The 26,353-nt window shown below is 61.0% G+C and carries 27 protein-coding genes; 13 read left to right on the forward strand and 14 right to left on the reverse strand.

Features of this window, described 5'->3' with window-relative positions; translation table 11 throughout:
• Positions 1 to 8: 8 nt before the first annotated feature.
• The 8 genes from F2S13_RS17790 to nrdR form a co-directional block, all read right to left on the reverse strand.
• The gene (locus tag F2S13_RS17790; protein WP_166363175.1) at positions 9 to 512 is read right to left on the reverse strand and encodes a phosphatidylglycerophosphatase A; all 504 of its coding nucleotides are present in this window, start codon (positions 510 to 512) and stop codon (positions 9 to 11) included.
• Positions 509 to 1,474 (reverse strand): thiamine-phosphate kinase, encoded by a 966-nt coding sequence (gene thiL, locus F2S13_RS17795; protein WP_166363177.1) that lies wholly within the window; start codon positions 1,472 to 1,474, stop codon positions 509 to 511. The genes F2S13_RS17790 and thiL overlap by 4 nt, the downstream gene beginning before the upstream one ends.
• An 18-nt stretch (positions 1,475 to 1,492) precedes the next feature.
• Positions 1,493 to 1,993, reverse strand: coding sequence for a transcription antitermination factor NusB (gene nusB, locus F2S13_RS17800; RefSeq protein WP_166363179.1), 501 nt, complete (start codon positions 1,991 to 1,993; stop codon positions 1,493 to 1,495).
• Positions 1,990 to 2,466 carry a 6,7-dimethyl-8-ribityllumazine synthase gene (gene ribH, locus F2S13_RS17805; RefSeq protein WP_065759168.1) on the reverse strand — a complete coding sequence of 159 codons (477 nt, stop codon included), beginning with the start codon at positions 2,464 to 2,466 and terminating at the stop codon, positions 1,990 to 1,992. The genes nusB and ribH overlap by 4 nt, the downstream gene beginning before the upstream one ends.
• An 89-nt stretch (positions 2,467 to 2,555) precedes the next feature.
• Positions 2,556 to 3,647, reverse strand: coding sequence for a bifunctional 3,4-dihydroxy-2-butanone-4-phosphate synthase/GTP cyclohydrolase II (gene ribBA, locus F2S13_RS17810; protein WP_166363181.1), 1,092 nt, complete (start codon positions 3,645 to 3,647; stop codon positions 2,556 to 2,558).
• An 18-nt stretch (positions 3,648 to 3,665) separates the two neighbouring features.
• Positions 3,666 to 4,328, reverse strand: coding sequence for a riboflavin synthase (locus tag F2S13_RS17815; protein ID WP_166363183.1), 663 nt, complete (start codon positions 4,326 to 4,328; stop codon positions 3,666 to 3,668).
• Between the two features lie 45 nt (positions 4,329 to 4,373).
• Entirely contained in the window at positions 4,374 to 5,510 is a 1,137-nt protein-coding gene (ribD, locus tag F2S13_RS17820; RefSeq protein WP_166363185.1) for a bifunctional diaminohydroxyphosphoribosylaminopyrimidine deaminase/5-amino-6-(5-phosphoribosylamino)uracil reductase RibD, read from the reverse strand.
• Between the two features lie 2 nt (positions 5,511 to 5,512).
• The gene (gene nrdR, locus F2S13_RS17825; RefSeq protein ID WP_166363187.1) at positions 5,513 to 5,977 is read right to left on the reverse strand and encodes a transcriptional regulator NrdR; all 465 of its coding nucleotides are present in this window, start codon (positions 5,975 to 5,977) and stop codon (positions 5,513 to 5,515) included.
• Between the two features lie 105 nt (positions 5,978 to 6,082).
• Here nrdR and F2S13_RS17830 point away from each other — a divergent pair, with 105 nt between their 5' ends.
• From F2S13_RS17830 to trxA, 3 genes are all read left to right on the forward strand, one after another.
• Positions 6,083 to 6,532 (forward strand): YbaY family lipoprotein, encoded by a 450-nt coding sequence (locus F2S13_RS17830; RefSeq protein WP_166363189.1) that lies wholly within the window; start codon positions 6,083 to 6,085, stop codon positions 6,530 to 6,532.
• On the forward strand, positions 6,532 to 7,182 hold the full coding sequence (locus F2S13_RS17835; protein WP_166363191.1) for a class I SAM-dependent methyltransferase: 651 nt from the start codon (positions 6,532 to 6,534) through the stop codon (positions 7,180 to 7,182). Before F2S13_RS17830 ends, F2S13_RS17835 begins: the two co-directional genes overlap by 1 nt.
• Before the next feature lie 185 nt (positions 7,183 to 7,367).
• A complete protein-coding gene (trxA, locus tag F2S13_RS17840) occupies positions 7,368 to 8,240 on the forward strand; it encodes a thioredoxin (protein ID WP_166363193.1) in 873 nt (290 codons plus the stop codon).
• A 7-nt stretch (positions 8,241 to 8,247) separates the two neighbouring features.
• On the opposite strand, the gene F2S13_RS17845 is transcribed toward trxA, so the two are convergent.
• Positions 8,248 to 8,598, reverse strand: a complete 351-nt coding sequence (locus F2S13_RS17845) for a hypothetical protein (protein ID WP_166363195.1) — start codon at positions 8,596 to 8,598, stop codon at positions 8,248 to 8,250.
• Positions 8,599 to 8,726: 128 nt separating this feature from the next.
• Here F2S13_RS17845 and F2S13_RS17850 point away from each other — a divergent pair, with 128 nt between their 5' ends.
• The 5 genes from F2S13_RS17850 to F2S13_RS17870 all read left to right on the forward strand — a co-directional run bounded on the left by F2S13_RS17850 (position 8,727) and on the right by F2S13_RS17870 (position 12,627).
• Positions 8,727 to 9,290: a DUF2796 domain-containing protein gene (locus F2S13_RS17850; RefSeq protein WP_166363197.1), complete on the forward strand. Its 564-nt coding sequence runs from the start codon at positions 8,727 to 8,729 to the stop codon at positions 9,288 to 9,290.
• Positions 9,291 to 9,307: 17 nt separating this feature from the next.
• Complete coding sequence (locus F2S13_RS17855; protein WP_166363199.1) at positions 9,308 to 10,027, forward strand: ABC transporter ATP-binding protein; 720 nt, start codon at positions 9,308 to 9,310, stop codon at positions 10,025 to 10,027.
• Positions 10,027 to 11,292 carry an ABC transporter permease gene (locus F2S13_RS17860; protein WP_166363201.1) on the forward strand — a complete coding sequence of 422 codons (1,266 nt, stop codon included), beginning with the start codon at positions 10,027 to 10,029 and terminating at the stop codon, positions 11,290 to 11,292. The genes F2S13_RS17855 and F2S13_RS17860 overlap by 1 nt, the downstream gene beginning before the upstream one ends.
• Positions 11,293 to 11,300: 8 nt before the next feature.
• Positions 11,301 to 11,819 (forward strand): DUF3299 domain-containing protein, encoded by a 519-nt coding sequence (locus F2S13_RS17865; protein ID WP_166363203.1) that lies wholly within the window; start codon positions 11,301 to 11,303, stop codon positions 11,817 to 11,819.
• Positions 11,820 to 11,928: 109 nt separating this feature from the next.
• On the forward strand, positions 11,929 to 12,627 hold the full coding sequence (locus F2S13_RS17870) for an OmpW/AlkL family protein (RefSeq protein ID WP_166363205.1): 699 nt from the start codon (positions 11,929 to 11,931) through the stop codon (positions 12,625 to 12,627).
• A gap of 45 nt (positions 12,628 to 12,672) precedes the next feature.
• Here F2S13_RS17870 and F2S13_RS17875 read toward each other — a convergent pair whose 3' ends face one another.
• Positions 12,673 to 13,602, reverse strand: a complete 930-nt coding sequence (locus F2S13_RS17875) for an NAD-dependent epimerase/dehydratase family protein (protein ID WP_166363207.1) — start codon at positions 13,600 to 13,602, stop codon at positions 12,673 to 12,675.
• The gene (locus F2S13_RS17880; RefSeq protein ID WP_166363209.1) at positions 13,595 to 14,479 is read right to left on the reverse strand and encodes a sugar nucleotide-binding protein; all 885 of its coding nucleotides are present in this window, start codon (positions 14,477 to 14,479) and stop codon (positions 13,595 to 13,597) included. Before F2S13_RS17880 ends, F2S13_RS17875 begins: the two co-directional genes overlap by 8 nt.
• A gap of 323 nt (positions 14,480 to 14,802) precedes the next feature.
• On the opposite strand from F2S13_RS17880, the gene F2S13_RS17885 reads away from it, so the two are divergent.
• Complete coding sequence (locus tag F2S13_RS17885) at positions 14,803 to 15,858, forward strand: Fe(II)-2OG oxygenase family protein (protein WP_166363211.1); 1,056 nt, start codon at positions 14,803 to 14,805, stop codon at positions 15,856 to 15,858.
• Positions 15,859 to 15,881: 23 nt separating this feature from the next.
• On the forward strand, positions 15,882 to 16,676 hold the full coding sequence (locus tag F2S13_RS17890; protein WP_166363213.1) for a TSUP family transporter: 795 nt from the start codon (positions 15,882 to 15,884) through the stop codon (positions 16,674 to 16,676).
• 20 nt (positions 16,677 to 16,696) lie between these two features.
• Here the strand turns inward: F2S13_RS17890 and F2S13_RS17895 are convergent, their stop codons facing one another.
• Entirely contained in the window at positions 16,697 to 17,377 is a 681-nt protein-coding gene (locus F2S13_RS17895; RefSeq protein ID WP_166363215.1) for a Fe2+-dependent dioxygenase, read from the reverse strand.
• A gap of 343 nt (positions 17,378 to 17,720) precedes the next feature.
• Here F2S13_RS17895 and F2S13_RS29260 point away from each other — a divergent pair, with 343 nt between their 5' ends.
• On the forward strand, positions 17,721 to 20,378 hold the full coding sequence (locus F2S13_RS29260) for an autotransporter domain-containing protein (RefSeq protein WP_166363276.1): 2,658 nt from the start codon (positions 17,721 to 17,723) through the stop codon (positions 20,376 to 20,378).
• A gap of 68 nt (positions 20,379 to 20,446) precedes the next feature.
• Positions 20,447 to 21,316 (forward strand): alpha/beta hydrolase-fold protein, encoded by an 870-nt coding sequence (locus F2S13_RS17905; RefSeq protein ID WP_166363217.1) that lies wholly within the window; start codon positions 20,447 to 20,449, stop codon positions 21,314 to 21,316.
• A gap of 70 nt (positions 21,317 to 21,386) precedes the next feature.
• Here the strand turns inward: F2S13_RS17905 and F2S13_RS17910 are convergent, their stop codons facing one another.
• Together F2S13_RS17910 and F2S13_RS17915 are read right to left on the reverse strand one after the other, a co-directional pair.
• Positions 21,387 to 21,905 carry a single-stranded DNA-binding protein gene (locus F2S13_RS17910; RefSeq protein ID WP_166363219.1) on the reverse strand — a complete coding sequence of 173 codons (519 nt, stop codon included), beginning with the start codon at positions 21,903 to 21,905 and terminating at the stop codon, positions 21,387 to 21,389.
• Positions 21,906 to 21,914: 9 nt separating this feature from the next.
• A complete protein-coding gene (locus F2S13_RS17915) occupies positions 21,915 to 23,309 on the reverse strand; it encodes an MFS transporter (RefSeq protein ID WP_166363221.1) in 1,395 nt (464 codons plus the stop codon).
• 129 nt (positions 23,310 to 23,438) lie between these two features.
• On the opposite strand from F2S13_RS17915, the gene uvrA reads away from it, so the two are divergent.
• On the forward strand, positions 23,439 to 26,273 hold the full coding sequence (gene uvrA / locus F2S13_RS17920) for an excinuclease ABC subunit UvrA (protein ID WP_166363223.1): 2,835 nt from the start codon (positions 23,439 to 23,441) through the stop codon (positions 26,271 to 26,273).
• Positions 26,274 to 26,353 lie beyond the last annotated feature (80 nt).

Below are 26,353 nucleotides of genomic sequence, written 5' to 3' on the forward strand. Positions count from 1 at the left end.
TATCTCCCTTAAGTGAAGCTCCATACGAGGCCTTGCATGGCCAGCCAGGCAAAGACGCCGGCCAGCACATCATCCAGCATAATCCCAATTCCGCCGTGTACGTGCCGGTCGATCCAACGAATCGGCCACGGCTTGAGAATATCGAAGAAGCGGAACATCAGGAAACCCGCCAGCAGCCAGTACCAGCCTTCAGGCACGAGCCAAAGGGTTATCCACATGCCGACCATCTCGTCCCAGACGATGCCCTCGTGGTCATGCACCCGCAAATCATCGGCGACCTTGCCGCACAGCCAGAAGCCGAACAGCATCGTGACCCCAAGCATCAGCCAATAACCCCAGTCGGGCAACATCTGCCACAACGGTACGAATGGCAGTGCCACGAGCGAGCCCCAGGTGCCAGGGGCTTTGGGCAAGGTCCCCGAACCGAAGCCAAAGGCGAGAAAATGCCAGGGGTTACGCCAGACCGAAGGCGGAACGTGTTCCGCAGGGACCTGGTTGGGGTGATCAGTCACGGTGTCTCCCGAAAATGTTGATAACCCCGGGTTGCCGGGGTGATGTCCTTGCCTTCGCCGTCATGCAGGGTGACGCCCTGCCCCTCGAGCACCTTGCCGATCACCGTTATCGGCAAGCCGCTGGCGAGCAGTCCGGGCAGCTCGGCGGCGGGCAAGGTAAAGGCCAGGACATAATCGTCGCCCCCGGCAAGAGCGGCCTGTTGCGCCTGTGCCGGGTCGAGAAAGGCCCGCAACGCCGCGGACATGGGGATTTTGTCCAGTTCGACCCGCAGCGCCACACTGGAAGCGGCGGCGATATGCCCGCAATCGGCCAGCAGGCCGTCGGAAATATCCATTGCTGACGTGGCCTTGCCCAAAAGGCTCTGACCGAGGGCGAACTGTGGCGAGGGAGACCAGTATCGGGCCAGCAGCGGCTCGGCAATGCTCGCCTGCGCGGCGCGCTCACCCAATACCAGCGGCAAGGCCCCTGCCGCGTCACCCAGCGCACCGCCCACGCAAAGCAGATCGCCCGGCCGCGCGCCGGCACGAGTCAGCGCCTTGCCGGCCGGCACCCGGCCGAATACGGTCATGGTCAGGCTCAAGGGCCCACGGGTGGTGTCGCCGCCGATCAAGCTCAACCGGCAGTGTTGCGCCATCTGGTTCAAACCACGGGCAAAGGCTTGCAACCAATCGGCAGAAACCGTCGGCAAGGTCAGCGCAAGGGTGAATGCAACAGGAGTGGCCCCCATGGCAGCCAGGTCACTGGCGGCGACAGCAAGGGCGCGTTGCCCAAGGAGAAAGGGGTCGCTGGCGTCGGGGAAATGGACCCCTGCGACCAGGGTGTCGGTCGAAATCGCCAGTTGTTCACCGGCCGGGACAGCCAGCAGGGCGCAGTCGTCACCAATACCCAGGGCAACGCCTTCGCCCGCCTGCGCACAGGGCGCAGCGGCGAAGTAGTGTCGGATCAGCTCAAACTCGCCCATTAGCCGCAAGCGCAACGATCAGCGCTTGAATGCCTTGACTTCGGCTTCGCGAAGACGCGGCGCCAGCTTGTCCAGCACACCGTTGACGAACTTGTGGCCATCGGTGGAACCGTAGACCTTGGCCAGCTCGATGCCCTCGTTGATCACAACGCGGTACGGTACGTCGACGCGCTTGAGCAACTCCCAGGTGGACAGGCGCAGGACCGCCAGTTCGACCGGGTCGAGTTCATCGATGGTGATGTCCATGCACGGTGCCAACAACGCATCGATTTCTGCCTTGCAGGCGGGAACGCCGTGCAGGATCTCGCGGAAATAGGCGCCGTCGATATCGCTGAAATCGTTGTCGACCCGAAATTGCGCTTCGATCTCGTTCAGCGAATGCTTGGCCATGTGCCATTGATACAGGGCCTGCGTCGCGAGCTGACGGGCTTCGCGGCGCTTGGCGCTCTTCGATGGCTTGCCAGCAGCGGCTGGTTTTGGATCGCGCGGGTTGAAACGATCGCTTTCGTCGCTAATCACTTGGCCTCCAACTGCGCCAGCAGACTGACCATTTCCAGAGCGGACAGGGCAGCTTCAGCACCTTTGTTGCCGGCCTTGGTGCCGGAACGTTCGATGGCCTGTTCGATCGAGTCGACGGTCAGTACGCCGAAGGAGACCGGTACGCCGAACTCCATGGAAACCTGAGCCAGGCCCTTGGTGCACTCGCCCGCCACGTATTCGAAATGCGGGGTACCACCACGAATGACCGCGCCGAGCGCGATGATCGCAGCGTATTCGCTTTGCTGGGCGACTTTCTGTGCAACCAGCGGGATCTCGAACGCGCCAGGAGCACGGATGATGGTGATGTCGCTTTCGCTGACGCCATGGCGAACCAGGGCATCAACGGCACCGCTTACCAGGCTTTCGACAACGAAGCTGTTGAAGCGGCCAACCACCAAAGCATAGCGACCTTTGGGGGCAATGAAGGTACCTTCGATGGTCTTCAGGGTCATTCAGGCATTCTCATCTTAAAGAGCCAGGCCGCCCGGATGCGGCCTGCAGGAGTTGGGGTCACGAATTCAAGCCAGAAAATGCGCTGTCTTTATTCGGAGGGCACGTATTCTACAACTTCCAGATCGAATCCGGATATCGCATTGAACTTCATTGGCGAACTCATCAGGCGCATTTTGCGCACGCCGAGGTCGCGCAGGATCTGCGAACCGGCACCGACGGTGCTGTAGGTGGTCGGGGTTTTCGCCGTCGCGCTCTCGGCACTTTCGCGGATATGCGCCAGCAGAACGTCGCCGTCCAGTGGGTGGCCGAGCAACAGCACGACACCGCTGCCCGCCTCTGCCACCGCGCTCATGGCGGCGCGCAGGCTCCAGCGGCCGGGCTGCTTGACCATCAACAGGTCGCGCAACGGGTCCATGTTGTGCACCCGGACCAGGGTCGGCTCTTCGGCGCAGATGTTGCCCAGGGTCAGGGCCATGTGCACGTCGCCTTCCACCGAATCCCGGTAGGTGACCAGGTTGAACTGGCCCAGTTCGCTGTCCAGTGGCTGCTCGGCAATCCGCTGAACGGTACGTTCGTGGATCATCCGGTAGTGGATCAGGTCGGCGATGGTGCCGATCTTGATGCCGTGTTCGGCGGCAAAGGTTTCCAGCTCGGCACGACGGGACATGGTGCCGTCATCGTTCATCACTTCGCAGATCACGCCGCTTGGCTCGAAACCGGCCATGCGCGCCAGGTCGCAGGCAGCTTCGGTGTGGCCGGCGCGTGCCAGCGTGCCGCCGGCCTGGGCCATCAGCGGGAATATATGACCCGGGCTGACGATGTCTTCGGCCTTGGCGTCGCGGGCGGCAGCGGCTTGCACGGTACGCGCACGGTCGGCTGCGGAAATACCGGTGGTGACACCGGTGGCCGCCTCGATCGAGACGGTGAACTTGGTGCCGAAGCCCGAACCGTTGCGCGGCGCCATGAGCGGCAGCTTGAGCAGCTCGCAGCGGTCGCGGGTCATGGGCATGCAGATCAGGCCACGGGCGTGCTTGGCCATGAAGTTGATGTGCTCGGCCTTGCAGCATTCGGCGGCCATGATCAGGTCGCCTTCATTCTCGCGGTCTTCGTCATCCATCAGGATGACCATCTTGCCTTGGCGAATATCTTCTACCAGTTCTTCGATGCTGTTGAGCGCCACGCGGCACCCCCTTTCAATTCAGGATTTGAGGTAGCCGTTGGCGGCCAGGAAACTTTCAGTAATGCCGCCCTTCGCGGGTTCGGCGGCCTTGTCACCGAGCAACAGGCGCTCCAGGTAACGGGCCAGCAGGTCGACTTCCAGATTGACCCGACGCCCCGGACGGTAATCGGCCATGATGGTTTCGGCCAGGGTGTGCGGGACGATGGTCAGCTCGAACTCGGCGCCATCGACTGCGTTCACGGTCAGGCTGGTGCCGTCGACCGTGATCGAGCCTTTGTGCGCGATGTACTTGGCCAGTTCTTTCGGCGCGCGGACGCGGAACTGGATGGCGCGAGCGTTATCGCTGCGCGAAACCACCTCGCCGACGCCGTCGACGTGGCCGCTGACCAGGTGACCGCCCAGGCGGGTGGTCGGCGTCAGAGCCTTCTCCAGGTTGACCCGGCTACCGCTCTTGAGATCGATGAACGCCGTGCAATCGAGGGTTTCGCGGCTGACGTCGGCCCAGAAGCCATCGCCCGGCAGCTCCACAGCCGTCAGGCAGACGCCATTGACCGCAATACTGTCGCCCAGTTTGACATCACCCAGGTCGAGTTTGCCCGTCTCTACATAAACCCGCACATCACCGCCCTTGGGGGTCAATGAACGGATGCTGCCGATGGATTCGATAATGCCGGTAAACATGAGTCCTCCTCGAGAACAGGGCTGGCGCTGGGCGCAAGCCGGAAATTATACGCTGAGCGCAGGCTCTGGTATGGCAGTAACTTGCCAATCATCGCCCACCGCACGCATTTCTACGATCTTCAGTGTCGGCGCTTCGCTCATCCGTGCCATCGGCCATTCGAACAAGGGCCGGGCGCTGGAGCCGAGAAACTTGCCGGCGATGAACAGCCGGTACTCATCGACCAGCCCCTGGCGGGCAAAAGCACCGGCCAGTCGTGGGCCGGCCTCGACCAGCACTTCGCTGACGCCGCGTCCGGCCAGTTCGACCAACAGCCCGCGCAGATCAACATGGCCGTCGCTGCCCGGCATCGCCAGCAATTCCAGCCCGGCCTGCTCATAGCGCTCATGCGCCTGGCCCGCATCGCAGGTCACCACCAGTGCCGTGCCAGCCTGAAAGAATGGAACATCGAGCGGCGTACGCAGGCGCCCGTCGATCAACACCCGCAGGGGCGGTCGCGCCCGGGCCAGTGCGGCCAGTTCCGGCTCGAGCCCCAACTCATCGGCGCGTACGGTCATGCGGGCGTTATCGGCGATGACGCTTTCGGCACTGGTCAGCACGACACTGGAGCGAGCCCGCAGGCGCTGCACGGCCGAGCGTGCCGCCGGACCGGTAATCCATTGGCTTTCGCCACTCGCCATGGCGGTACGGCCATCCAGGCTCATCGCCATTTTGACCCGCACATACGGCAGGCCATGCTCCATACGCTTGATGAACCCGGGGTTGAGCGCCCGCGCTTCACTTTCCAGAACGCCACTCGAGACCTCGATACCCGCCTCGGCCAGGCGCTGCAAGCCGCGACCGGCCACTTCAGGGTTCGGGTCCTGCATGGCGGCCACCACCCGGGCGACGCCGGCCTTGACCAGGGCATCGGCACAGGGCGGTGTACGGCCATGATGGCTGCAGGGTTCAAGAGTGACATAGGCGGTCGCGCCCAATGCCTGCGCGCCGGCCTGGCGCAGGGCATGTACTTCGGCATGGGGTTCGCCGGCCCGTACGTGCCAGCCTTCTCCGACAACCTGGCCATCGCGCACGATCACACAACCGACCCGCGGGTTGGGATGCGTCGAATAGAGGCCCTTGCGCGCCAGTTCCAGGGCGCGCGCCATGTAGTGGGCGTCGAGCACCCTTTGCTCAGCTGGCATAGTCACTCTTTGGCTGGCTCGCGGGCCAGGCGGTCGATTTCTTCGCGGAATTCGTCGAGATCCTGAAAGCGTCGGTAAACCGAGGCGAAACGGATATAGGCGACCTCATCGAGCTTCTGCAGCTCGGCCATCACCAACTCGCCGACGACCAGCGACTTGACTTCACGCTCACCGGTGGCGCGCAGCTTGTGCTTGATATGCGCCAGCGCCGCTTCCAGACGCTCGACACTGACCGGGCGCTTTTCCAGCGCTCGCTGCATGCCGGCACGCAGTTTTTCTTCGTCGAACGGCTGGCGGCTGCCGTCCTGTTTGATCAGACGCGGCAATACCAACTCAGCCGTTTCAAAGGTCGTGAAACGCTCGCCGCAGGCCAGGCACTCGCGGCGCCGGCGGACTTGCTCGCCCTCGGCGACGAGTCGCGAGTCGATGACCTTGGTGTCGTTGGCACCGCAAAAGGGACAGTGCATGGTGGCAGGCAACAAAAAAAGGGAGGGTCATGTTAGCGCATCCCACTGGCAAGACAAGCCAAAGGGGTTACCATCGGCGCAGGATTAATGCCCTGGGAGACATCAATGTCATTTCGAGCGCTCGTTATGCTCAGCTTCGCCAGCTTGCTCGTTGCCTGCAGCAGTGACACGCCCAAACCTGAATCGACCCAGACTGAGCCACCGGCAACCGCACGGGCACAGCCCAACCTGGGGCCACTGCCCGCTTATCAGCGCGAGTTGAGCGGCTCATTGCTGGGTGTACCGGCCGGTGCAGAGGTCGAACTGGCCTTGCTGGTCATCGACGAACGCAGCCGGCCGCAACGCCTGATCGCCAGCAGCAAGCTCAATGGCACCAATCAGCCGCTGCCGTTCCAGCTGCGCTTCAACCCCGAATCATTTCCTGCCGGGGCACGGGTCGAGCTGCGGGGTCGCGCCAGCCAGTCCGGACAGTTGATCCTGCACCTGCCTTCGCGGCGCATCAGTCAGCCAACGACCCAGGTGCTTGGACCACTGCAATTCGAAAAGGCCCCGTGATGCCCGTCGCCCATCTGCAAAAGGCCTTGAGCGAACTGATTGGCGACGCGCAATTGGTCGTCAGCGAACTGCCCGATACTGCGCTGAAACTGTGGTTGATCGACGCCGAAAACATGGATCGCGCCTTCACCCAGGAAGAAACCCGGCGCATTCTCCATGAGCCGCCTTACTGGAGCTTCTGCTGGGCCAGCGGCCTGGCGATGGCCCGCTATCTGGCCGAGCAGCCACATTGGGTCGAAGGCAAGCGAGTGCTGGATTTCGGCGCCGGCTCCGGGGTGGCGGCGATTGCCGCAGCCAAGGCCGGCGCGCTGGAAGTGGTGGCCTGCGACCTTGACCCGCTGGCGATCGAAGCCTGCCGAGCGAATGCCGCGCTCAATGGCGTCGAGCTGCAGTACTCGACGGATTTCTTCGAAGAGGCCGATCGCTTCGACCTGATTCTGGTCGCCGATGTGCTCTACGACCGGGCCAACCTGCCGCTGCTCGATGAGTTCCTCAGCCGCGGCCGCGAAGCGCTGGTGGCTGACTCGCGAGTGCGGGATTTCCGGCATCCGATCTATCAGCGGCTGGAGATGCTCGAGGCGTTTACCTTGCCGGATCTGGCGGAACCGATGGAGTTTCGTAATGTGAGTCTGTATCACGCGCGGCGTTAGTGACGACCCCATCGCTTGTAGCCGCTGCCGCAGGCTGCGCTCGCCTGCGCAAGCAGGCGCAGGATCTCAAGATCGCCAGGGAGCCCCTGCGGGCCTCCAGCGCAGCCTGCGGCAGCGGCTACAGACTTTCAGCCAACCCACCCAGCCTTTATAGTTACCCCATTCAACGCTCACCGAGATTCCCCATGAGTCAGGACACGCCCTACATCTTCGACGCAACCGCCGCCGACTTCGATCAGTCGGTGATTCAGAACTCGTTCCACAAGCCGGTGCTGGTGGATTTCTGGGCTGAGTGGTGTGCGCCCTGCAAGGCCTTGATGCCGCTGCTCAAGCATGTTGCCGAGAGTTATCAGGGTGAACTGTTGCTGGCCAAGGTCGACTGTGAGGCCGAACAGGACATCGTTGCCCGCTTCGGCATTCGCAGCCTGCCGACCGTCGTGCTGTTCAAGGATGGCCAGCCGGTCGACGGCTTTGCCGGCGCCCAGCCCGAGTCGGCCATTCGCGCCATGCTCGAACCTCATGTACAAGCACCGCCACCGGCAGAGGCCGATCCGTTCGAACAGGCTCAGGCCCTGTTCGCCGAAGGGCAATTCGCCCAGGCCGAAGCGATCCTGCAGACCTTGCTCACGACCGACAACAGCAATGCTGGCGCCTTGATCCTCTACGCCCGCTGCCTGGCCGAACGCGGCGAATTGAATGAAGCCCAGACCGTTCTCGACGCGGTCAAAAGCGACGAACACAAGGCCTCGCTGGCCGGTGCCAAGGCGCAATTGACCTTCCTGCGCCAGGCCGCCAACCTGCCGGACGCCGCCGACCTGAAATCGCGCCTGGCGCAAAACGCCGATGATGATGAGGCCACTTACCAGTTGGCGGTCCAGCAATTGGCTCGCCAGCAATACGACGCGGCGCTGGATGCCCTGCTCAAACTCTTTGTGCGTAACCGCGGTTATGAAGGCGGTCTGCCACACAAGACCCTGCTGCAGGTGTTCGATCTGCTGGGCAATGATCATCCATTGGTCACGACCTACCGGCGCAAGCTGTTCGCCGCGCTGTATTGATCGCCGCTCAGCCGATCCAGTGATAAAGCGGTGCATCCGCACCGCTTTCAACTTTCACTTCGGCACAATGGCGCAAACGCACCAGCAGCCGCTTGCCGGCTGCCGTACTGCCGGCCAACCCCTCCAATTGCTCCAGCAGCTCAGGGCCGCTCACCTGGCCAGCCTTGCGCAGCAAATCCCTGGCCGTCTGCCAGAGCGCATCATCCTGCCGAAGCGGCACAGCGCTCGCCGTCGAAGCGGCGGGCTGAGCTTGCCCCTGGTTACCAAAATGCGCACCCAACTGTGCCCAATCGGATTGATCGAGCTCAAGTGTCAGGTCTACCGGCAACTCGCCGATGGTTCCGCGGATTCGCAACATCGCTCTGCTTCCTCGTAATGACTGCCTGCATGCTCCCATGGGCCAGCCTCTTCGCCAAGCACGGTAGGCAACTGACAATAAAGTGTTATAACATTGCAATTCCTTCCAATGTTTCCCCGGAGACGTCCATGCGCCGCCTGCTGCTAGCCCTGCCTTTTGTCTTGCTGCCCTTGGCTGTTGCTCATGCCCACGACGAGCACGAGCACACCCATGATCACGAGCATGGCAGCCTGGGCGCCCATGAACACGGGGTTGCCCGCCTCAATGCGGCGCTGGACGACACGTCTCTGGAACTGGAACTGGAAAGCCCGGCCATGAATCTGGTCGGCTTCGAGCATGCCGTCGGCAGCGATGATGACAAGGCCAGGGTGGCGGCAACACGCGCCCGGCTGGAACAGCCGCTGAACCTGTTCAATCTGCCAGCGGCGGCGGGTTGCAGCGTGGTCAAGCAGGAACTGGAGAGCCCATTGTTCGGCGACAAGCCGGCGGCCGATGAGGATCACGACGAACACAGTGAAATCCACGCCCACTACCAGTTCACCTGCACCACGGCCGATGCCCTGAAGCATCTGGATCTTTCCGGACTGTTCAAGGCCTTCCCCGCCACCCAGAAGATTCAGGTACAACTGGTCGCGCCCAGTGGCCAGCACGGTGTTGAAGCGACGCCAAGTGCTGCCATTCTGAAGTTCTGACCGCGGCCCTCTTGCATATGAGCCAAGCACTTATCGAATTGACCGACCTGAGCTTCTCCTGGCCGGGTCAGCCAGCACTTCTGGATATCCCGGCATTCCGTCTCGAGCCTGGCGAAACCCTGTTCCTCAAAGGCCCCAGCGGCAGCGGCAAGACCACCTTGCTTGGCCTGTTGGGCGGTGTGCAAAAGCCCGATCACGGCAGCATTCGCCTGCTCGGCCAGGAGTTGACCGCGCTGTCTCTCGCGGCCCGCGATCACTTCCGGGTCGATCACACTGGCTACATTTTCCAGCAGTTCAACCTTCTGCCGTTTCTCTCGGTTCGCGAAAACGTCGAACTGCCGTGTCGCTTCTCGCGCCTGCGCGCCCGCCGTGCCGAACAGCGTCACGGCAGTATCGATCAGGCCGCGGCCAGCCTGCTTGCGCACCTTGGGCTCAAAGACCCGGCCCTGCTCGCCCGGCGTGCCGACACCCTGTCCATCGGCCAGCAACAACGGGTCGCGGCCGCGCGTGCGTTGATTGGCCAGCCAGAGCTGGTCATCGCCGACGAACCCACGTCCGCGCTCGACGCCGATGCTCGCGAAGCCTTTATCCGCCTGTTATTCGCCGAGTGCCGGGAAGCCGGGGCCAGCCTGCTGTTCGTCAGCCACGACCAAAGCCTGGCACCGCTGTTCGATCGCCACCTGTCCCTGTCCGAACTCAATCGAGCAGCGCACGGCGCTTGCGCTGGAGAGGTTTGATGTACCTGTTTCGTCTTGCCCTGGCCAGTTTGGCCAACCGCCGCTTCACCGCATTTCTCACGGCGTTCGCGATTGCCTTGTCGGTTTGCCTGCTCCTGGCCGTGGAACGGGTGCGCACCGAAGCCCGCGCCAGCTTTGCCAGCACGATCAGTGGTACCGACCTGATCGTTGGCGCCCGCTCTGGCTCGGTCAACCTGCTGCTGTATTCGGTATTTCGCATCGGCAACGCGACCAACAACATCCGCTGGGACAGCTTCGAGCACTACGCCAACAACCCGCAGGTCAAATGGGCGATTCCGATTTCCCTGGGCGACTCGCACCGTGGTTATCGGGTGATGGGGACCAACGAGAGTTACTTCGAGCACTACCAGTACGGTCATCGACAAAACCTGCAACTGGCCCAGGGCCGCGCTTTTGCCAATGATCCGTTCGAGGTCGTGCTCGGCGCCGAAGTCGCCGATGCACTGCACTACAAGCTGGGCGACAAGCTGGTGCTGGCCCATGGCGTAGCTGCTATCAGCCTGGTCAAGCATGACGACAAGCCGTTCACTGTGATCGGCATCCTCAAGCGCACCGGTACGCCCGTGGATCGCACGCTGCACATCAGCCTCGGCGGCATGGAAGCGATGCACATCGACTGGCACAACGGTGTTCCAGCCCGTGGCGCTGGGCGCATCAGCGCCGAGCAGGCACGCAATATGGACCTGACACCCACGGCCATCACCGCCTTCATGCTGGGCCTGAACAACAAGATCTCGACCTTCGCACTGCAGCGTGACATCAACGAGTTTCGCGGCGAACCCTTGCTGGCGATATTGCCTGGGGTTGCCCTGCAGGAACTCTGGAGCCTGATGGGGACTGCTGAAAAAGCCTTGTTCGTGGTCTCTCTATTTGTGGTGCTGACGGGTTTGATCGGCATGCTCACGGCGATCCTGACCAGCCTCAATGAACGCCGCCGGGAGATGGCCATACTGCGCTCCGTTGGCGCCCGCCCCTGGCATATCGCCAGCCTCCTGGTGCTGGAAGCCTTCGCCCTGGCCCTCTCGGGAATTGTCGCGGGGCTTTTACTGCTCTACTTGGGTATCGCCCTGGCCCAGGGCTATGTGCAGTCCAACTATGGGCTGTACCTGCCAATGGCCTTGCCGAGCGCCTACGAATGGAGCTTGCTGGGGATCATTCTTGGCGCCGCGCTGATCATGGGTAGCGTGCCGGCCTGGCGCGCCTATCGGCAATCGCTGGCCGATGGCTTGTCCATTCATCTATGAAGGTTGCAATGAAGTTAAATGCCCTGCTGGCGCTATTGATGCTGGTCACCCTGCCCCTGTGGGCAGCCGAACCACGCCAACTGGAGTGGGCGCAGTTGATTCCACCCGACGCACCGGTCATTGCCGCACAAATGGCGCCCATCCATGACCTTTCGCAATTGAGCAACGCCCTTGCCGCCGAATCGGCACCGGCCGCGAAACAGCAATCGCCAGCTGCTCCGGTGGTCAAGACGCTCGATGGCCAGCAGGTAAAGCTGCCCGGTTACATCGTTCCGCTGGAAGTCAGCGAAGAAGGCCGCACCACCGAGTTCCTGCTGGTGCCCTACTACGGCGCCTGCATCCACGTGCCGCCCCCGCCATCGAATCAGATCGTCCATGTCATCAGTGAGATCGGGGTAAAAATCGAAGATTTGTATCAACCTTACTGGATCGAGGGACCGATGCAGGTCAAGGCATCCAGTAGCGAACTGGCCGAAGCGGGATACCAGATGGAGGCCGAGAAGATTTACCCCTACGAACTGCCTTGACAGGTGACAGCGCAAGCGTTTGCGCTTTCATTGAGCTGCGTCAAGGTCAGCGGGTTGGCGCTCTTTACCATTGGACGCAATCAATTTTAAACGTCCTTTGGAGCCCTCCATGCACAAGCCCCTGCTCAGCGCCTCGCTGATTGCCCTGGCGCTCGCAGCCCCGATCGCCCAGGCCCACCAGGCCGGCGACTTCATTATCCGAGCCGGCGCGGCAACGACAGCCCCTAACGAAGACAGTGGCGAACTGAAACTCGACGGCGCGAAGATTTCCGGAACCAAGGCCACCCTCGACAGCGACACTCAGTTGGGCCTGGCATTCGCCTATATGGTCACCGATCACGTCGGCATCGAGTTGTTGGCCGCGACCCCGTTCCAGCACACCGTCGGCGTACAAGGGATCAGCGCCGCTACCGGTATCGCCGGCCTGGACGGCAAGCTGGGTGACATCAAGCAACTGCCACCGACCCTGTCGCTGCAGTACTACCCGATGGAGCCGACCTCCAGGTTCCAGCCCTACGCCGGTGTCGGTATCAACTACACCCTGTTCTTCGATGAAGAACTTTCGGGCGCACGCAAGGAACAGGGCTTCAGCAACCTGAAGCTGCAGGATTCGGTGGGGCTGGCAGGCCAGTTGGGCATGGATTACATGCTGACCGACAATATGCTGGTGAACGCGTCGGTCTGGTATGTCGATATCGACACCAAGGCCAGCGTCGACGGGCCGACAGCGCTGGGCGTTGGCCGGACCAAAGTCAACGTCGACGTCGACCCGTGGGTCTATATGGTGGGTGTGGGTTACAAGTTCTAAGGATTTTGTGCGGGAGCGGCGAAGACTCGCTGCCCCCGCCTTGCTTCAGCGGCCCAGCAGGCGGGCCAGCCCCACAGCAATCGGCGTCGGTTCAGGAAAAGTAAAACGCTCGAGCAAGCGTTGATTGTTGGCCCGCGAATGGCGAATGTCGCCAGAGCGCGCCGGCCCATGACTCACGGCAGGCATGCTGCCCAGCACGCTTTCCAGCGCTGCCAACAGTTGCTTCAAGGACGTGGCCTGGTTCAGGCCGACATTGATCGCCCCTTCTTCGACCTGCGGTTTTTCCAGCGCCTGCACCATCACGGTCACCAGATCGGCAACGTAGACGAAGTCCCGCGTCTGCTCACCATCACCAAACACGGTGATCGGCAATCCTTTCTGAGCGCGTTCGCTGAAAATACTGATGACGCCGGAGTATGGCGACGAGGGATCCTGGCGCGGCCCGAAGATATTGAAGAAGCGAAACACTACCGGCTCCAGGCCATGCTGGCGGCGGTAAAAATCCAGATATTGCTCACCAGCCAGCTTGTCCACCGCATAGGGTGTCAGCGGTGCCTTGGGCGTGTCTTCGACGATCGACTCGCCTTCGCCATTGTTGCCATAGACCGCCGCGCTCGAAGCAAACAGGACGCGCTTGATCCCGGCGACACGCATGGCCTCGCAGACATTCAAAGTGCCGATGAAGTTACTTTGATGGGTCTTGGCCGGATTCTCTACCGAGGCCTGTACCGACGCGACGGCTGCCAGGTGCACCACAGCCCTGCAGCCTGCAGCAGCCCGTGCGACCAGCGCAGAGTCGGCGACATCGCCCTCGATCAGTTCGAGCTGCGGATTATCCAACGGCAAGTTGCTGCGTTTGCCGGTGGACAAATCGTCGAGCACTCGCACGCCATAACCCTTCGCGAGCAGGGCATCAACCAGGTGCGAGCCAATAAAGCCCGCGCCACCAGTGATCAAAACAGGTTTATCAACCATGGCGATAAAATCTTTCCAATAACGTTGGCAATCCCGCTCGCCAGGCACGCGGTTTGATACCGAAGGTGTGCAAAATCTTCTTGCAGGCCAGCACAGCGTGCTGCGGCTCGTCCGCCGCATCCGGCCGCGCTGCATGAGCCTGCGGTGTCGGTGCCTCGACCGTCAGTTTATGCCGGGTTCCGGCTTCGGTCAGGATAGCCTGCCCCAGCACCAAGGGTGTCGTCGCCTCGTTACCGGCGTAATGATAAGTACCCCAGAGAGGTGCGGCACAATCGAGCTGCTTGAGCACCGAAATAATGACCCGCGCCGCATCGTCGACAGGCGTCGGATTGCCGCGGCGATCGTCGGCCATCAACAATTCTTGCGTCTTTTCGGCCAACGCCAGGAAGCGCCCGAGCACACCGTCGGGACTGTCATCGAGCAGCCAGCCAAAGCGCAGCAATACATGCTGCGGGCAGGTTGCCCGCACGCGTTGCTCCATCCGCCACAAGGCCTGGCCACGCAGGCCCAAGGGAATCGGCTCATCCTTTTCGCTGTACGCCGTCGCCCGGGAGCCGTCGAAGACCCGGTAGCTGGAGGGCTGCAGCAGGATGATGTTGTGGTGCTGACAGAGTTCGGCCAGGCGCTCGACCGAACGCTCCTGAAGTGCCAGACGCTCCTCGCTGACACTTTCGGCCTGGAACCAGTCGAAATAATAGGCAAGGTTGATCAACGCATCAGGGCGCGTGTCATCCAGCAACTGGGTCAGGCTCGCAGGATCCCAGCCTTTTTCCGGCGGGCGCGGAGCGAGAAAGCCGATATCTTCCTCTGCTCCGAGGCGAATCAGCGCTTGCCCTAGGGCATTCCCACCACCCAACAGCATCAGGCGCATTCGCATAGAGTCAGTAGGTCCGGTCAGGTCTGAAAGGATTAAAGCCCTATTTTGCGGTTTCCGGCGGGTTAAGTCCAACGGCATGCCGACCTGGGTAGCGCTCGAGCATGACGGACGCAGCAGGCAAAAGGAAAATCCCTATATGCGTTAAAGAAACATCCTATGTAAGCACCCAAGTAAAACTGCGTTCAATACGTCCCTCTCGCCAAGGCATTGTGGGATAACCGCGCAGTCGGACTTATTGGTATTCGCTGCTGCTCAACTCTTTGCCTTGCGCTCATGATTTCACATTGACATGGACGACAATAATGCCAATAGAGTCTACGCAGATGAAAAGCACTCCATGGAACATGGAGTTCGCAACCCTTGCATTTACACCAGGCCAAGCCACCCAACTTGATGCCGCCGCAAGGCACATGGCTCGTGCTGGGGGCCCCCAATCCATCGGGGTCAGATATATAGCCAAGAACCATGCCGAGGGGATTGCCTCGACATTCGACCCCGCACAATCAGCTATTGCCCAGCGTTTTGCCGACGGGCAATTGGCGGCCCTTGCCTTTGAAGGGATGTGCGCGCCCCAGACTTTCGATTTGCCGGATGCACTTCCAGAGTTAAACCGACTCGAGGAAGATTTCACATGTATTCAATTAGCTTCAAGGAATCAAATTTTTCTAGAGCTTGTAAAACACAAAGCCTTCGCATACGACATCGACAATGCCGGAAAAATCAGTCGCTTGGTTGGTAACTTCAAAGGCGGCGGCCAAAGCAAGTTACCGAACGAAAATCTATTGCCCACCCCTGAGTTAAGCTCGCATGCAGGCCTTTGTCTTGGCGCTCATACCGAGGCGCCCTATCACTGCTCAGTACACGCCAGCAATGGCCATTCGCCCGCACCCTCTGCATTGATTATGACCGCACGCTGGAACCCCGCTGGCGAGCCTACCTACATCATTCCCATGCGCGAGGTTATCGAATCAATTGGCTCGCTCGCGGCATTGGCCCTGACCTCCAACTCATTTAACTTCACTCGCAGCGATTGTTTCGTGGAAGGCTTGGGGGAAAGCGGTACAAATATCTCGATACTGCAATTCGATGAAAATGGCGGGTTCGCCATTCGCTACAACGCCTATCGTTTCTCAGTCAGCGACAACGCGACAGCGCCAGCCATCGAGGCGTTCCAACGCTTACACGAACAACTCCATCGAACCCAAGGCAAAGCCTATGACCTTCAACCGCACCGTGCCGTGGCCATCAACAACAGCCGCGCCCTGCATGCACGGAATGTCATCAAGGATAACCGGCGTCTGCTGATTCGTCTGTTCGGCTATTCGTCCTTTGCCTCCCCTATCGTGCTGAACGACGACCCCCTTCTCGTTCAAGGCTGAACATTGCCCAATCAGGAGTTCACATGTTCGAAGTGGAGCTGACGCTTATCCTTGGTTTGGCTGGCGTTGCACTGTTGGCCGGTTTTTTCGATGCCATCGCGGGGGGTGGAGGGCTGATCACACTGCCAGCACTATTGCTCGCCGGTATCGATCCGCTCGCCGCGATCGCCACCAATAAATTTCAGGCCGCCTCGGCCACCATCTCGGCGACAGTGGTATTTGCCAGAAAGGGCATGATCGACTGGCGATCGAGTTTGCCGATGGCAACCTTGGCACTGCTGGGCAGTGCGCTGGGTGCCCTTTCGGTTAGCCTGGTGCCGAGATCGTTTTTGGAAGCCGGTGTGCCGATACTTTTAATCCTGATCGCTGGCTACTTCGCCTTTTCTCCCAGACTTGGCGACACTCAAAAAAAGGCAAAAGTGCCGCTTCTGGTGTTTTCGTTGTCGGTCGCACCCATGATCGGCTTTTATGACGGCATTTTCGGCCCTGGGGTAGGGTCGTTCTTCATGCTCGCGCTGGTGACGTTGTTGGGCCAGGGGCTGCTGCATGCCGTATCTACCAGCAAACTATTGAATGCATCCAGCAACATTGGCGCATTACTGGTGTTCTCGCTCAGTGGCGCGATCATACTGCCGATTGCACTGACGATGGCTATCGCAGCATTTGTTGGCGCTCAACTGGGCGCCCGCTGCGCGGTACGTTTTGGTGCCAGACTGATCAGACCGCTGTTGATTACAGCGTGCTGCCTGATGGCCGCCAAACTGATGCTCACACCCGGCAACCCCATCATCCAAATGATGAGTCGTGTGATTTTCTAAAAGCGCAAGAGCAGCGCCGTTCAGAGCTCCGCCCACTGGCGCAACAAGTTGTGGTAAACCCCTGTTAGCCGTACACAACTGGCATGTCCATTGCCCAGTTCCTGATTGAGTTGCTGGACACTGCTGTCCAACTGGAACAGCAGACTACGCTGCGCATCGTCACGCACCATGCTTTGCATCCAGAAAAACGAGGATATCCGTGCGCCGCGAGTGACCGGGCTGACCCGATGCAAACTGGTGGACGGATAGAGGATCAGATCGCCAGCCGGCAGCTTTACGTTGTGTACGCCATAGGTGTCCTGCACGACCAGTTCCCCGCCGTCGTATTCCTCGGGGCTGGTAAGAAACAGCGTGGCCGACAAATCGGTGCGTATGCGATTGCCCGCCGGGTCTGCGCCTACTGCGTTATCCACATGCAGACCATAGGATTGCCCGCCTTGATAGCAGTTGAACTTTGGCGGCAGGATCCTGTGGGGTAACGCAGCGGACACGAACAGGGCATTGCGCTCCAGCGCCTGAAGTATCACTTGACCAATGTTCTGCGCCTCGGGCGAATCAGAGGGTAGCTGCAGGTTGTGCTTGACCGAGATGGCCTGGTGTCCGGCCGTACCCTTGCCGTCGACCCAACGGGCCTGCAGCAAAAGCTCACGGCATTGGGCCACCTGCTGCGGGCTGAGTACCTGTGGGATATGCACCATCATCGCTGATTGTCTCCTGGCAAGGGCCATTGCCCGCCGCATCATAGCCTGTAGCGATCGGGACAGCAGCCCGCCATGGCGCCAGAACCGTTCATCTGCAAATACGTGATAGCTACTCAATTCAAGTACTTGGCCGCCGATATCGGTAATAACACCTATTGCCGCCACTAAAGGCACAGTGCCACTATCTACATAGTCTGGACTCAGAGCGGGGGGACTAATCCGTCTCCACAAGAACTCTGCGCCAGTACTGCCAACGGCATTGCGAATGCCTGCTGCACACCAAAAAGAAATCGGAATTTACGCATTTCGCCAGGGTCGATTGCCCGGCACTCCAGGGGAAACAATGAACAAAGCTTTTCGCATTATCTGGAGCCACGCGCGCAACGCGTTCGTGGTGGTCGATGAATTGGCCTCTGCGGCCGGCAAACGCAGCCTCTGCAAGAAGTTGCTGGCAACCCTGGGGCTCAGCCTGGTTGCCAGCGCTGCGCATGCAGTAATGCCGCCCTGCTACCCTTCCACGACTATCACCTCTGCAAACTCGATGACGAGTACTTGCACAATGGGGACGGGTGTCAGCCTGTCGGTCAACGCAGGTGGCAGTATTACTACAACGTCGACAGCGAGCGTCGTCTCGTACGATGGTTTCGATACCATCACCAACGCGGGTCTGATTTCCAGTACCGGTAATTACGGCATTACGCTGACTGCGGGTGAAATCTCGGCGTCGGGTACCGCAGTCAACAACCTGACGGGGGCACTCATAAAAGGAACCGCCGGCATACACATCGGTAATGGCTACAGTGCCATGTCCGTTGGCAGCATCAGCAACGCGGGCACTATACAAGGGTCGACTGGGTCAGGCATTTTCCTGCAAAAGAGCTCGGTTGGTAGCGTGATCAACTCGTCCGAGGGCGAGATCAAAGGGACGACGAGCGACGGCATTCACCTGGAAACCAGTTCACATATCGGCACCATTGACAACGAAGGCCTCATTTTCGGGTCATACGTCGGTATCGGCGTGTACAACTCGGGTGTAAATCACTCTGACATTGATAGCATCCGCAACAGCGGCACTATTCAGGGCGGCCAGATCTCCATCGGCGCCAATGATGCCGAGACCATCGACTCGATCGAGATCGCCGGCACCTCCGCGCGACTGATCGGCGACGTGTATGCAGTCAACTCCGATTTTTCCGTTAAGTCCGCAGCTGTATTCAGCAACGAAAACGCCATAAGAGTGAAGAGCTTCACCGTCGAACAGGGTGCAACGTTCAACATGGGCGCCGGGCCTTCGCTGATAGCAATAACGCCGGGCATCAGCGTGACAAATGGTTTCATCAACGACGGCACCGTCAAGCTGGCTCCTGGTATCAGCGGGACCATTCACGGCAACTACACCCAGTCCAGCACCGGCGCCCTGCAGTTCGGCGTCACCGACGATAACAACTACGGCAAGCTGGTGGTCGCTGGCGACGCCACCCTGCCCAGCAATGCACGGGTCCTGGTGGATGTCAGCAATCCCAACCACCAATTCAGCGCCGCGTCCCTGAACAATGTGATCAGCGCCACCACCCTGCACAGCGATGGCACTTTCGCTGTCAGCGACAACTCGCTGCTGTTTGATTTCGGCGCGGTCAAAGATGGCAATAATGTCAATCTGACGCTGGCGGCGGCGCCAGTCACTCCCCCTGCGCCGGAACCGACTCCTGAACCTGAGCCGACTCCAGCGCCGCCAACACCGGCACCCGAACCTACTCCAACGCCAACTCCCACACCGGAGCCTACTCCAGCGCCAGCACCCACACCCGAGCCAACTCCAGCTCCAACACCCGCGCCCGAGCCAACTCCAGCTCCAACACCCGCGCCCGAGCCAACGCCCGCCCCCAACCCAGGCGTGCTAGGCAGCGTGATCAATACCGGCAACAACCCTGCCAGGGGCGCCGCGCACGTGCTGGACGGCGTAATCAGCCAAAGCCCGACGGGCGAACTGGCTTCCCACTTCGTCGCCCTGACCAACCAGCAACAGGTCTCCGACGCCGTCAGCCAGACGCTGCCCTTGCTGACCGGCAGCTCCAGCGGCGCCACCAGCAACACCCTCACTGGCATCAATCAAGTGGTCCAGGCTCGCCAGGACAGCACCAGCGGCCTGTCCTCCGGTGACCCGCTGTTGAGCGACGAAAATGCCTGGATCAAGCCCTTCGGTTCATGGGCCGACCAGAATGATCGCAACGGTGTTTCCGGCTTCAACGCCAACACCCATGGCTTGGCACTGGGTATCGATGCCGCAGTTTCCGAACAGACGCGCCTGGGCCTGGCGTTCGCCTATGCCCGCACCGATGTCGACAGCAATTCGGACATCGCCCCGCAGAGCCTACAGGTGGACACCTATCAACTGATCGGTTACGGCAGCTACAGCCTGGCCACCGACACCGACCTCAACTTCCAGGTCGATGCCGGCCAGCACAGAAACGAAGGCAAGCGTCATATGCCCTTCGCCGACGCCACCGCCAGGGCCGACTACGACAGCCACAGTTTCCATGCCGGTGTTGGCCTGGATCACAGCCTGCATTTCAGCGAGCAGTTGACCTTCATCCCTTCCGTACGTGCCGACTACACCTGGATCGAGGACGAGTCGTACACCGAGAAAGGCGCTGGAGCACTGGACCTGGACGTGGACAGCCGCGATGCCGAGGCCATGATTCTCAGTGTCGATGGCAAGCTCGGCTACCGCCTGGGCGCGCAGACGCAACTGGATGCCAACCTCGGCGCCGGTTACGATCTGATCAACGAGCAGACTTCCATTACCTCCACCTATGCGGGCGCTGCGGATGCGGCATTCACCACCCGCGGCCTGGACCCGAGCCCGTGGCTGACCCGCGCCGGCCTGGGCCTGACCCACAACCTGAGCAACGGCACGGAAGTCAGCCTGCGCTACGACGTCGAGTCGCGCAGCGACTTCCTCAACCAGGGCGCCTCGATCAAGGCGCGCTGGGCCTTCTGAGGCAGCGTCTGATCGCCCCGCAATGGGGCGATCAGACCCACTGGCCACCAATGGAACATAAACACGCCATGCCCCCACCAACGCCCCGGCGCCTGCTCACCCCTCTTCTGATCGGCTTGATCGCCTCGTTGTCGAGTGCCTGTAACTCGATACCTGCGCCGCAGGCCCGCCGACAACAGGCCATTGAGCTCGCCCAGCAACATCACTGGCAAGCCCAGACGCTAACGACATCGACGTTCCAGCTCCAGGCCTTCACCCCCGCGCCCGTGGCCTGGGACAGACATCTGACGGTATACCTGGAAGGCGACGGCTTTGCCTGGATAAGCTCAAGCCAGCCATCGAGCGACCCCACACCCATCAACCCCCTCGCCCTGCGCCTGGCCCTGGCCCAGCCCGTTGGCAGAGCCGTCTATCTCGCGCGGCCTTGCCAATACTTCGCCGCCCAGAGCAGCTGCAGCCAACGCTACTGGACCGACGCGCGCTTCGCCGAGGAAGTGGTCGCCAGCCTGGATCAGGCCATCGACGAATTGAAATCCCGTGCGGGAGCGCAGCAATTGACTCTGGTCGGCTACTCCGGCGGTGCAGCCCTCGCGTTGTTGCTCGCCGCCCGTCGCCATGATGTGCAAGACGTCATCAGCGTCTCCGGCAACCTGGACCATGCGGCCTGGACCCGACTCCACCGCGTGCAACCATTGCGCAATTCGCTGAATCCAGTGGACCTGCAAGCGGCGCTGATGCGAATCAAACAGGTACATCTGGTCGGCGCCCTTGACCAGAACACGCCCCCTGAGTTGGCAAAGCGCTTTATCGCCACCTATCCGCCCACCAGCCCAAGCGAAGTCCGAATACTGCCAGGCTACGATCATCAGTGCTGCTGGGCGCAAAACTGGCCCGCGCTATGGCGCCAGACTCAGGAAACCGCAACAGAAGGCAAATAAATGCCCACAACGAAAAGGCCCGCAACCTGGAGGTTGCGGGCCTTTTCTTTACGCATCGGTAACCTAAGGCTCAGAACGGAATATCGTCGTCAAAGCTGTCGAAATCCGGAGCCGGCTGCGGTGCTGGCTGCTGCGGAGCCGATTGGCGTGGCGCCTGCTGCGGACGTGGAGCCTGTTGGCGTGGTGCCTGGCTCTGGTTGTAGTTGTTGCCACCTTGCTGAGGCTGCGAGCCGTCCTGGTTCTGTGGGCGACCGCCCAACAGCTGCATGGTGCCCTGCATGTCGACGATAATTTCAGTGGTGTAACGCTTGATGCCGTCCTTTTCCCACTCGCGCGTCTGCAGTTTGCCTTCGATGTAGACCTGCGAACCCTTGCGCAGGTATTCACCGGCGATCTCGGCGACCTTGCCGAACATCGATACGCGGTGCCACTCAGTGCGCTCGACCTTCTGTCCGGTCTGCTTGTCGGTCCACTGCTCGCTGGTCGCAAGGCTCAGGTTGGTGACTGCGTTACCGTTAGGCAGGTAGCGGACTTCAGGATCCTGGCCGCAAGTGCCGACCAATATGACTTTGTTAACCCCACGGGCCATAACGTTCTCCTAGGCTTCGCACGTCTGTGGCGCCGGATTGACCAGGCTTTCCAGGGACGAACGATCCAATATTTCTGTATCCAGTTTGATATAGATGGCGGCTTCATCTGCCACCACCACTGCATCTGTCACACCCGGCACGGCCTTGAGGCGCTCGGTCAAGCCCGCTTCGCGTATCGCCTCGGGCGACAGCGGCATACGCAGGCTTGTCACGTAAGGTGGTTCGCGCATAGTAACAGCAATGGCCAGCCATAGGGCACAGAGCCCGGCGCAACCCACAAATACCGCACTCAAACCTCCATGCTGGAACATCCAGCCACCGAGGATGCCCCCCAGCGCCGACCCCAGGAACTGGCTGGTGGAATACACCCCCATGGCAGTGCCCTTGCCACCTGCCGGTGCCACCTTGCTGATCAGCGAGGGCAGCGACGCTTCCAGCAGATTGAAAGCGGTGAAGAAGACCACCGTGCCGATCACCAGCGCCTGCAGGCTGTCGCCAAACTCCCAGAAGAATAGTTCAGTGAGCATCAGGACACCCACAGCTCCGAGCAGGACGCGCTTCATCTTGCGCTTCTTTTCACCGTAAATGATGAAAGGAATCATCCCGAAAAAAGAAATCAGCAGTGCGGTCAGGTAGACCCACCAGTGTTCCTCTTTCGGCAGCCCGGCCCGCTCCACCAGAGCCAGCGGCAAGGCGACGAAACTGGCCATCAGGATGGAGTGCAGGACAAAAATCCCGACGTCCAGGCGTAGCAGGTCGGGATGCCGGAGGGTTGGCCCCAATGCCTGGCGTGCCACCCCCGATTCCCTGTGCTGCAAATGCCCCGGTGCGCGAGGCACGATAAAGGCCACCAGCACGATCCCCACCAGCGCCAGGCCGGCAGTGGCCAGAAACAGCCCGGACAAGCCATACGCCCGGGTCAGCAACGGCCCCACTACCATCGCCACGGCAAAGGACAAGCCGATTGTCATGCCGATCATGGCCATGGCCTTGGTCCGGTGCTGCTCACGAGTCAGGTCCGACAGCAGGGCCATCACGGCGGCGGAAATCGCCCCAGCCCCCTGTAGTACCCGCCCGGCAATCACTCCCCAGATGGAGTCGGCATTGGCCGCCAGGAGACTGCCCAGGGCAAAAACGACAAGCCCCAGGTAAATCACGGGACGCCGGCCGATACGGTCGGAAATGATCCCGAACGGTATCTGGAAAAGCGCCTGGGTCAGGCCGTAAGCACCAATAGCAAGGCCGATCAGCGCAGGCGTGGCGCCCGCCAGGTCCATGCCGTAGGTGGCCAGTACCGGCAACACCATGAACATGCCCAGCATGCGGAACGCGAACACCATGGCCAGACCGCCTGCTGCGCGGGTTTCGCTGCCGCTCATGCGGTCGCTGTAGGGATCTTGCATGGATAAACCTCGTGTGAACCGGCGGCGATTCTACCAGCCCCATCGATCAACGGCATATACGTGACGCTTTGCCGCGTACTGGCCTGGCGCCGTATACTCACCCGTTTACGCCCGCCAAGCGAGGCCGCAGTGGACAAGATCCTGATTCGTGGGGCAAGAACCCACAACCTGAAGAATATCGACCTGACCCTGCCCCGGGACAAACTGATCGTCATCACCGGGCTGTCCGGTTCCGGCAAGTCGTCGCTGGCATTCGATACCCTGTATGCCGAAGGCCAGCGCCGCTATGTAGAGTCGCTTTCGGCCTACGCCCGGCAATTCCTGTCGATGATGGAAAAACCCGACGTCGACACCATCGAAGGGCTGTCTCCAGCGATTTCCATCGAACAGAAATCGACTTCGCATAACCCGCGCTCGACCGTGGGCACCATTACCGAGATCTACGATTACCTGCGCCTGCTGTACGCCCGCGTCGGCACCCCGCGCTGCCCGGATCACGATATCCCGCTGGAGGCACAGACGGTCAGCCAGATGGTCGACCTGGTGCTGGCGCAGCCCGAAGGCAGCAAGCTGATGCTGCTGGCGCCGGTGATCCGCGAGCGCAAGGGCGAACATCTGGCGGTTTTCGATGAACTGCGTGCCCAGGGCTTTGTACGTGCGCGGATCAACGGCAAGCTGCACGAGCTCGACGAACTGCCCAAGCTGGACAAACAGAAGAAGCACACCATTGAAGTGGTCGTCGATCGCTTCAAGGTCCGCGAAGACCTGCAACAGCGCCTGGCCGAGTCATTTGAAACCGCGCTGAAGCTGGCCGACGGTATCGCCCTGGTCGGCTCCATGGATGACGAACCCTTCGAAGAGATGATCTTCTCGGCGCGTTTCGCCTGCCCGATCTGCGGCCATGCCATCAGCGAGCTGGAGCCCAAGCTGTTCTCCTTCAACAACCCCGCCGGTGCCTGCCCGACCTGCGACGGGCTGGGGGTCAAGCAATTCTTCGACGTCAAGCGCCTGGTCAATGGCGAGCTGACCCTGGCCGAAGGCGCGATTCGTGGCTGGGACCGGCGAAATGTCTATTACTTCCAGATGTTGGGCTCTTTGGCCGCGCATTACGATTTCAGCCTGGAAGTCCCGTTCAATGAGCTTCCCGCCGAACAGCAGAAGGTCATTCTCTATGGCAGCGGCACAAAAAATGTCGATTTCCGCTACCTGAACGACCGTGGTGACATCGTCAAACGCTCGCACCCTTTCGAAGGGATTGTGCCTAACCTGGAACGCCGCTACCGCGAAACCGAATCAGCGACCGTGCGCGAAGAACTGGCCAAATTCCTCAGCACCCAGCCCTGCCCTGACTGCCGCGGTACGCGCCTGCGCCGCGAAGCAAGGCATGTGTGGGTTGGCGAGAAAACCCTGCCTGCCGTGACGGGGCTGCCGATCGGCGATGCGACCGAGTACTTTGGCGGCCTGAGCCTGACCGGCCGGCGCGGCGAAATCGCCGACAAGATTCTCAAGGAAATACGCGAACGCCTGCAGTTCCTGGTCAATGTCGGCCTCGACTACCTGACCCTCGATCGCAGTGCTGACACCCTCTCCGGTGGCGAAGCCCAGCGCATCCGCCTGGCGAGCCAGATCGGCGCAGGCCTGGTCGGGGTGATGTACATTCTCGACGAGCCGTCCATCGGCCTGCACCAACGCGACAACGATCGCCTGCTCGGAACCCTGAACCACCTGCGTGATATCGGCAACACGGTCATCGTCGTCGAGCACGACGAAGACGCCATCCGCATGGCCGACTACGTCGTCGACATCGGCCCCGGTGCCGGCGTGCATGGTGGCCACATCGTCGCGCAGGGCTCTCCGGCCGACGTCATGTCACACCCGGACTCGCTTACCGGCAAGTACCTCTCGGGCCGGGTAAAGATCGCTGTACCGGCCAAGCGCACGCCCCGCAACAAGAAGCTGTCGCTGAAGCTCAAGGGTGCACGCGGCAACAATCTGCAAAACGTCGACCTGGAAATCCCGATCGGCCTGCTGACATGCGTAACAGGCGTCTCCGGCTCAGGCAAATCGACGCTGATCAACAACACCCTGTTCCCGCTCAGCGCCACCGCTCTCAATGGCGCGAGCACGCTGGAAGCTGCGGCGCACGACAGCTGCGACGGCCTGCAGCATCTGGACAAGGTCGTGGATATCGACCAAAGCCCCATCGGCCGCACGCCACGCTCCAACCCGGCGACGTACACCGGCTTGTTCACACCGATCCGCGAACTGTTCTCCGGCGTGCCCGAATCCCGTTCGCGCGGTTATGGACCTGGCCGTTTCTCGTTCAACGTCAAGGGCGGTCGTTGCGAGGCCTGCCAGGGCGATGGCCTGATCAAGGTCGAGATGCACTTTTTACCGGACATCTATGTGCCCTGCGATGTGTGCAAGAGCAAGCGCTACAACCGCGAAACCCTTGAAATCAAATACAAGGGCAAGAGCATCCACGAAGTGCTGGAGATGACCATTGAAGAAGCGCGCGAATTCTTCGATGCCGTGCCCGCGCTGGCGCGCAAGCTGCAGACCTTGATGGATGTGGGGTTGTCCTACATCAAGCTGGGACAATCGGCGACCACGCTGTCGGGTGGCGAAGCACAGCGGGTCAAGCTGTCCCGCGAGCTGTCCAAGCGCGACACCGGCAAGACCCTGTACATCCTCGACGAACCGACCACAGGCCTGCACTTCGCCGATATTCAGCAGTTGCTCGATGTACTGCATCGCTTGCGTGATCACGGCAATACTGTGGTCGTGATCGAGCACAACCTGGATGTGATCAAGACGGCCGATTGGCTGGTCGATCTGGGGCCTGAAGGGGGTTCCAAAGGGGGGCAGATCATCGCTTGTGGCACGCCTGAAGAAGTGGCGGAGATGAAGCAGTCCTATACCGGGCACTACCTAAAGCCACTGTTGCTGCGCGACAAGGCCTGAGGCTTTTCCTGTGGGAGCGGGCTTGCCCGCGAAAAGCTTCACCGCGGTATGCCTGAGACGCCACGGTGTACGTTTCGCGG

The sequence above is a fragment of the Pseudomonas akapageensis genome (genome assembly GCF_011355085.1).
GTDB lineage: Bacteria > Pseudomonadota > Gammaproteobacteria > Pseudomonadales > Pseudomonadaceae > Aquipseudomonas > Aquipseudomonas akapageensis.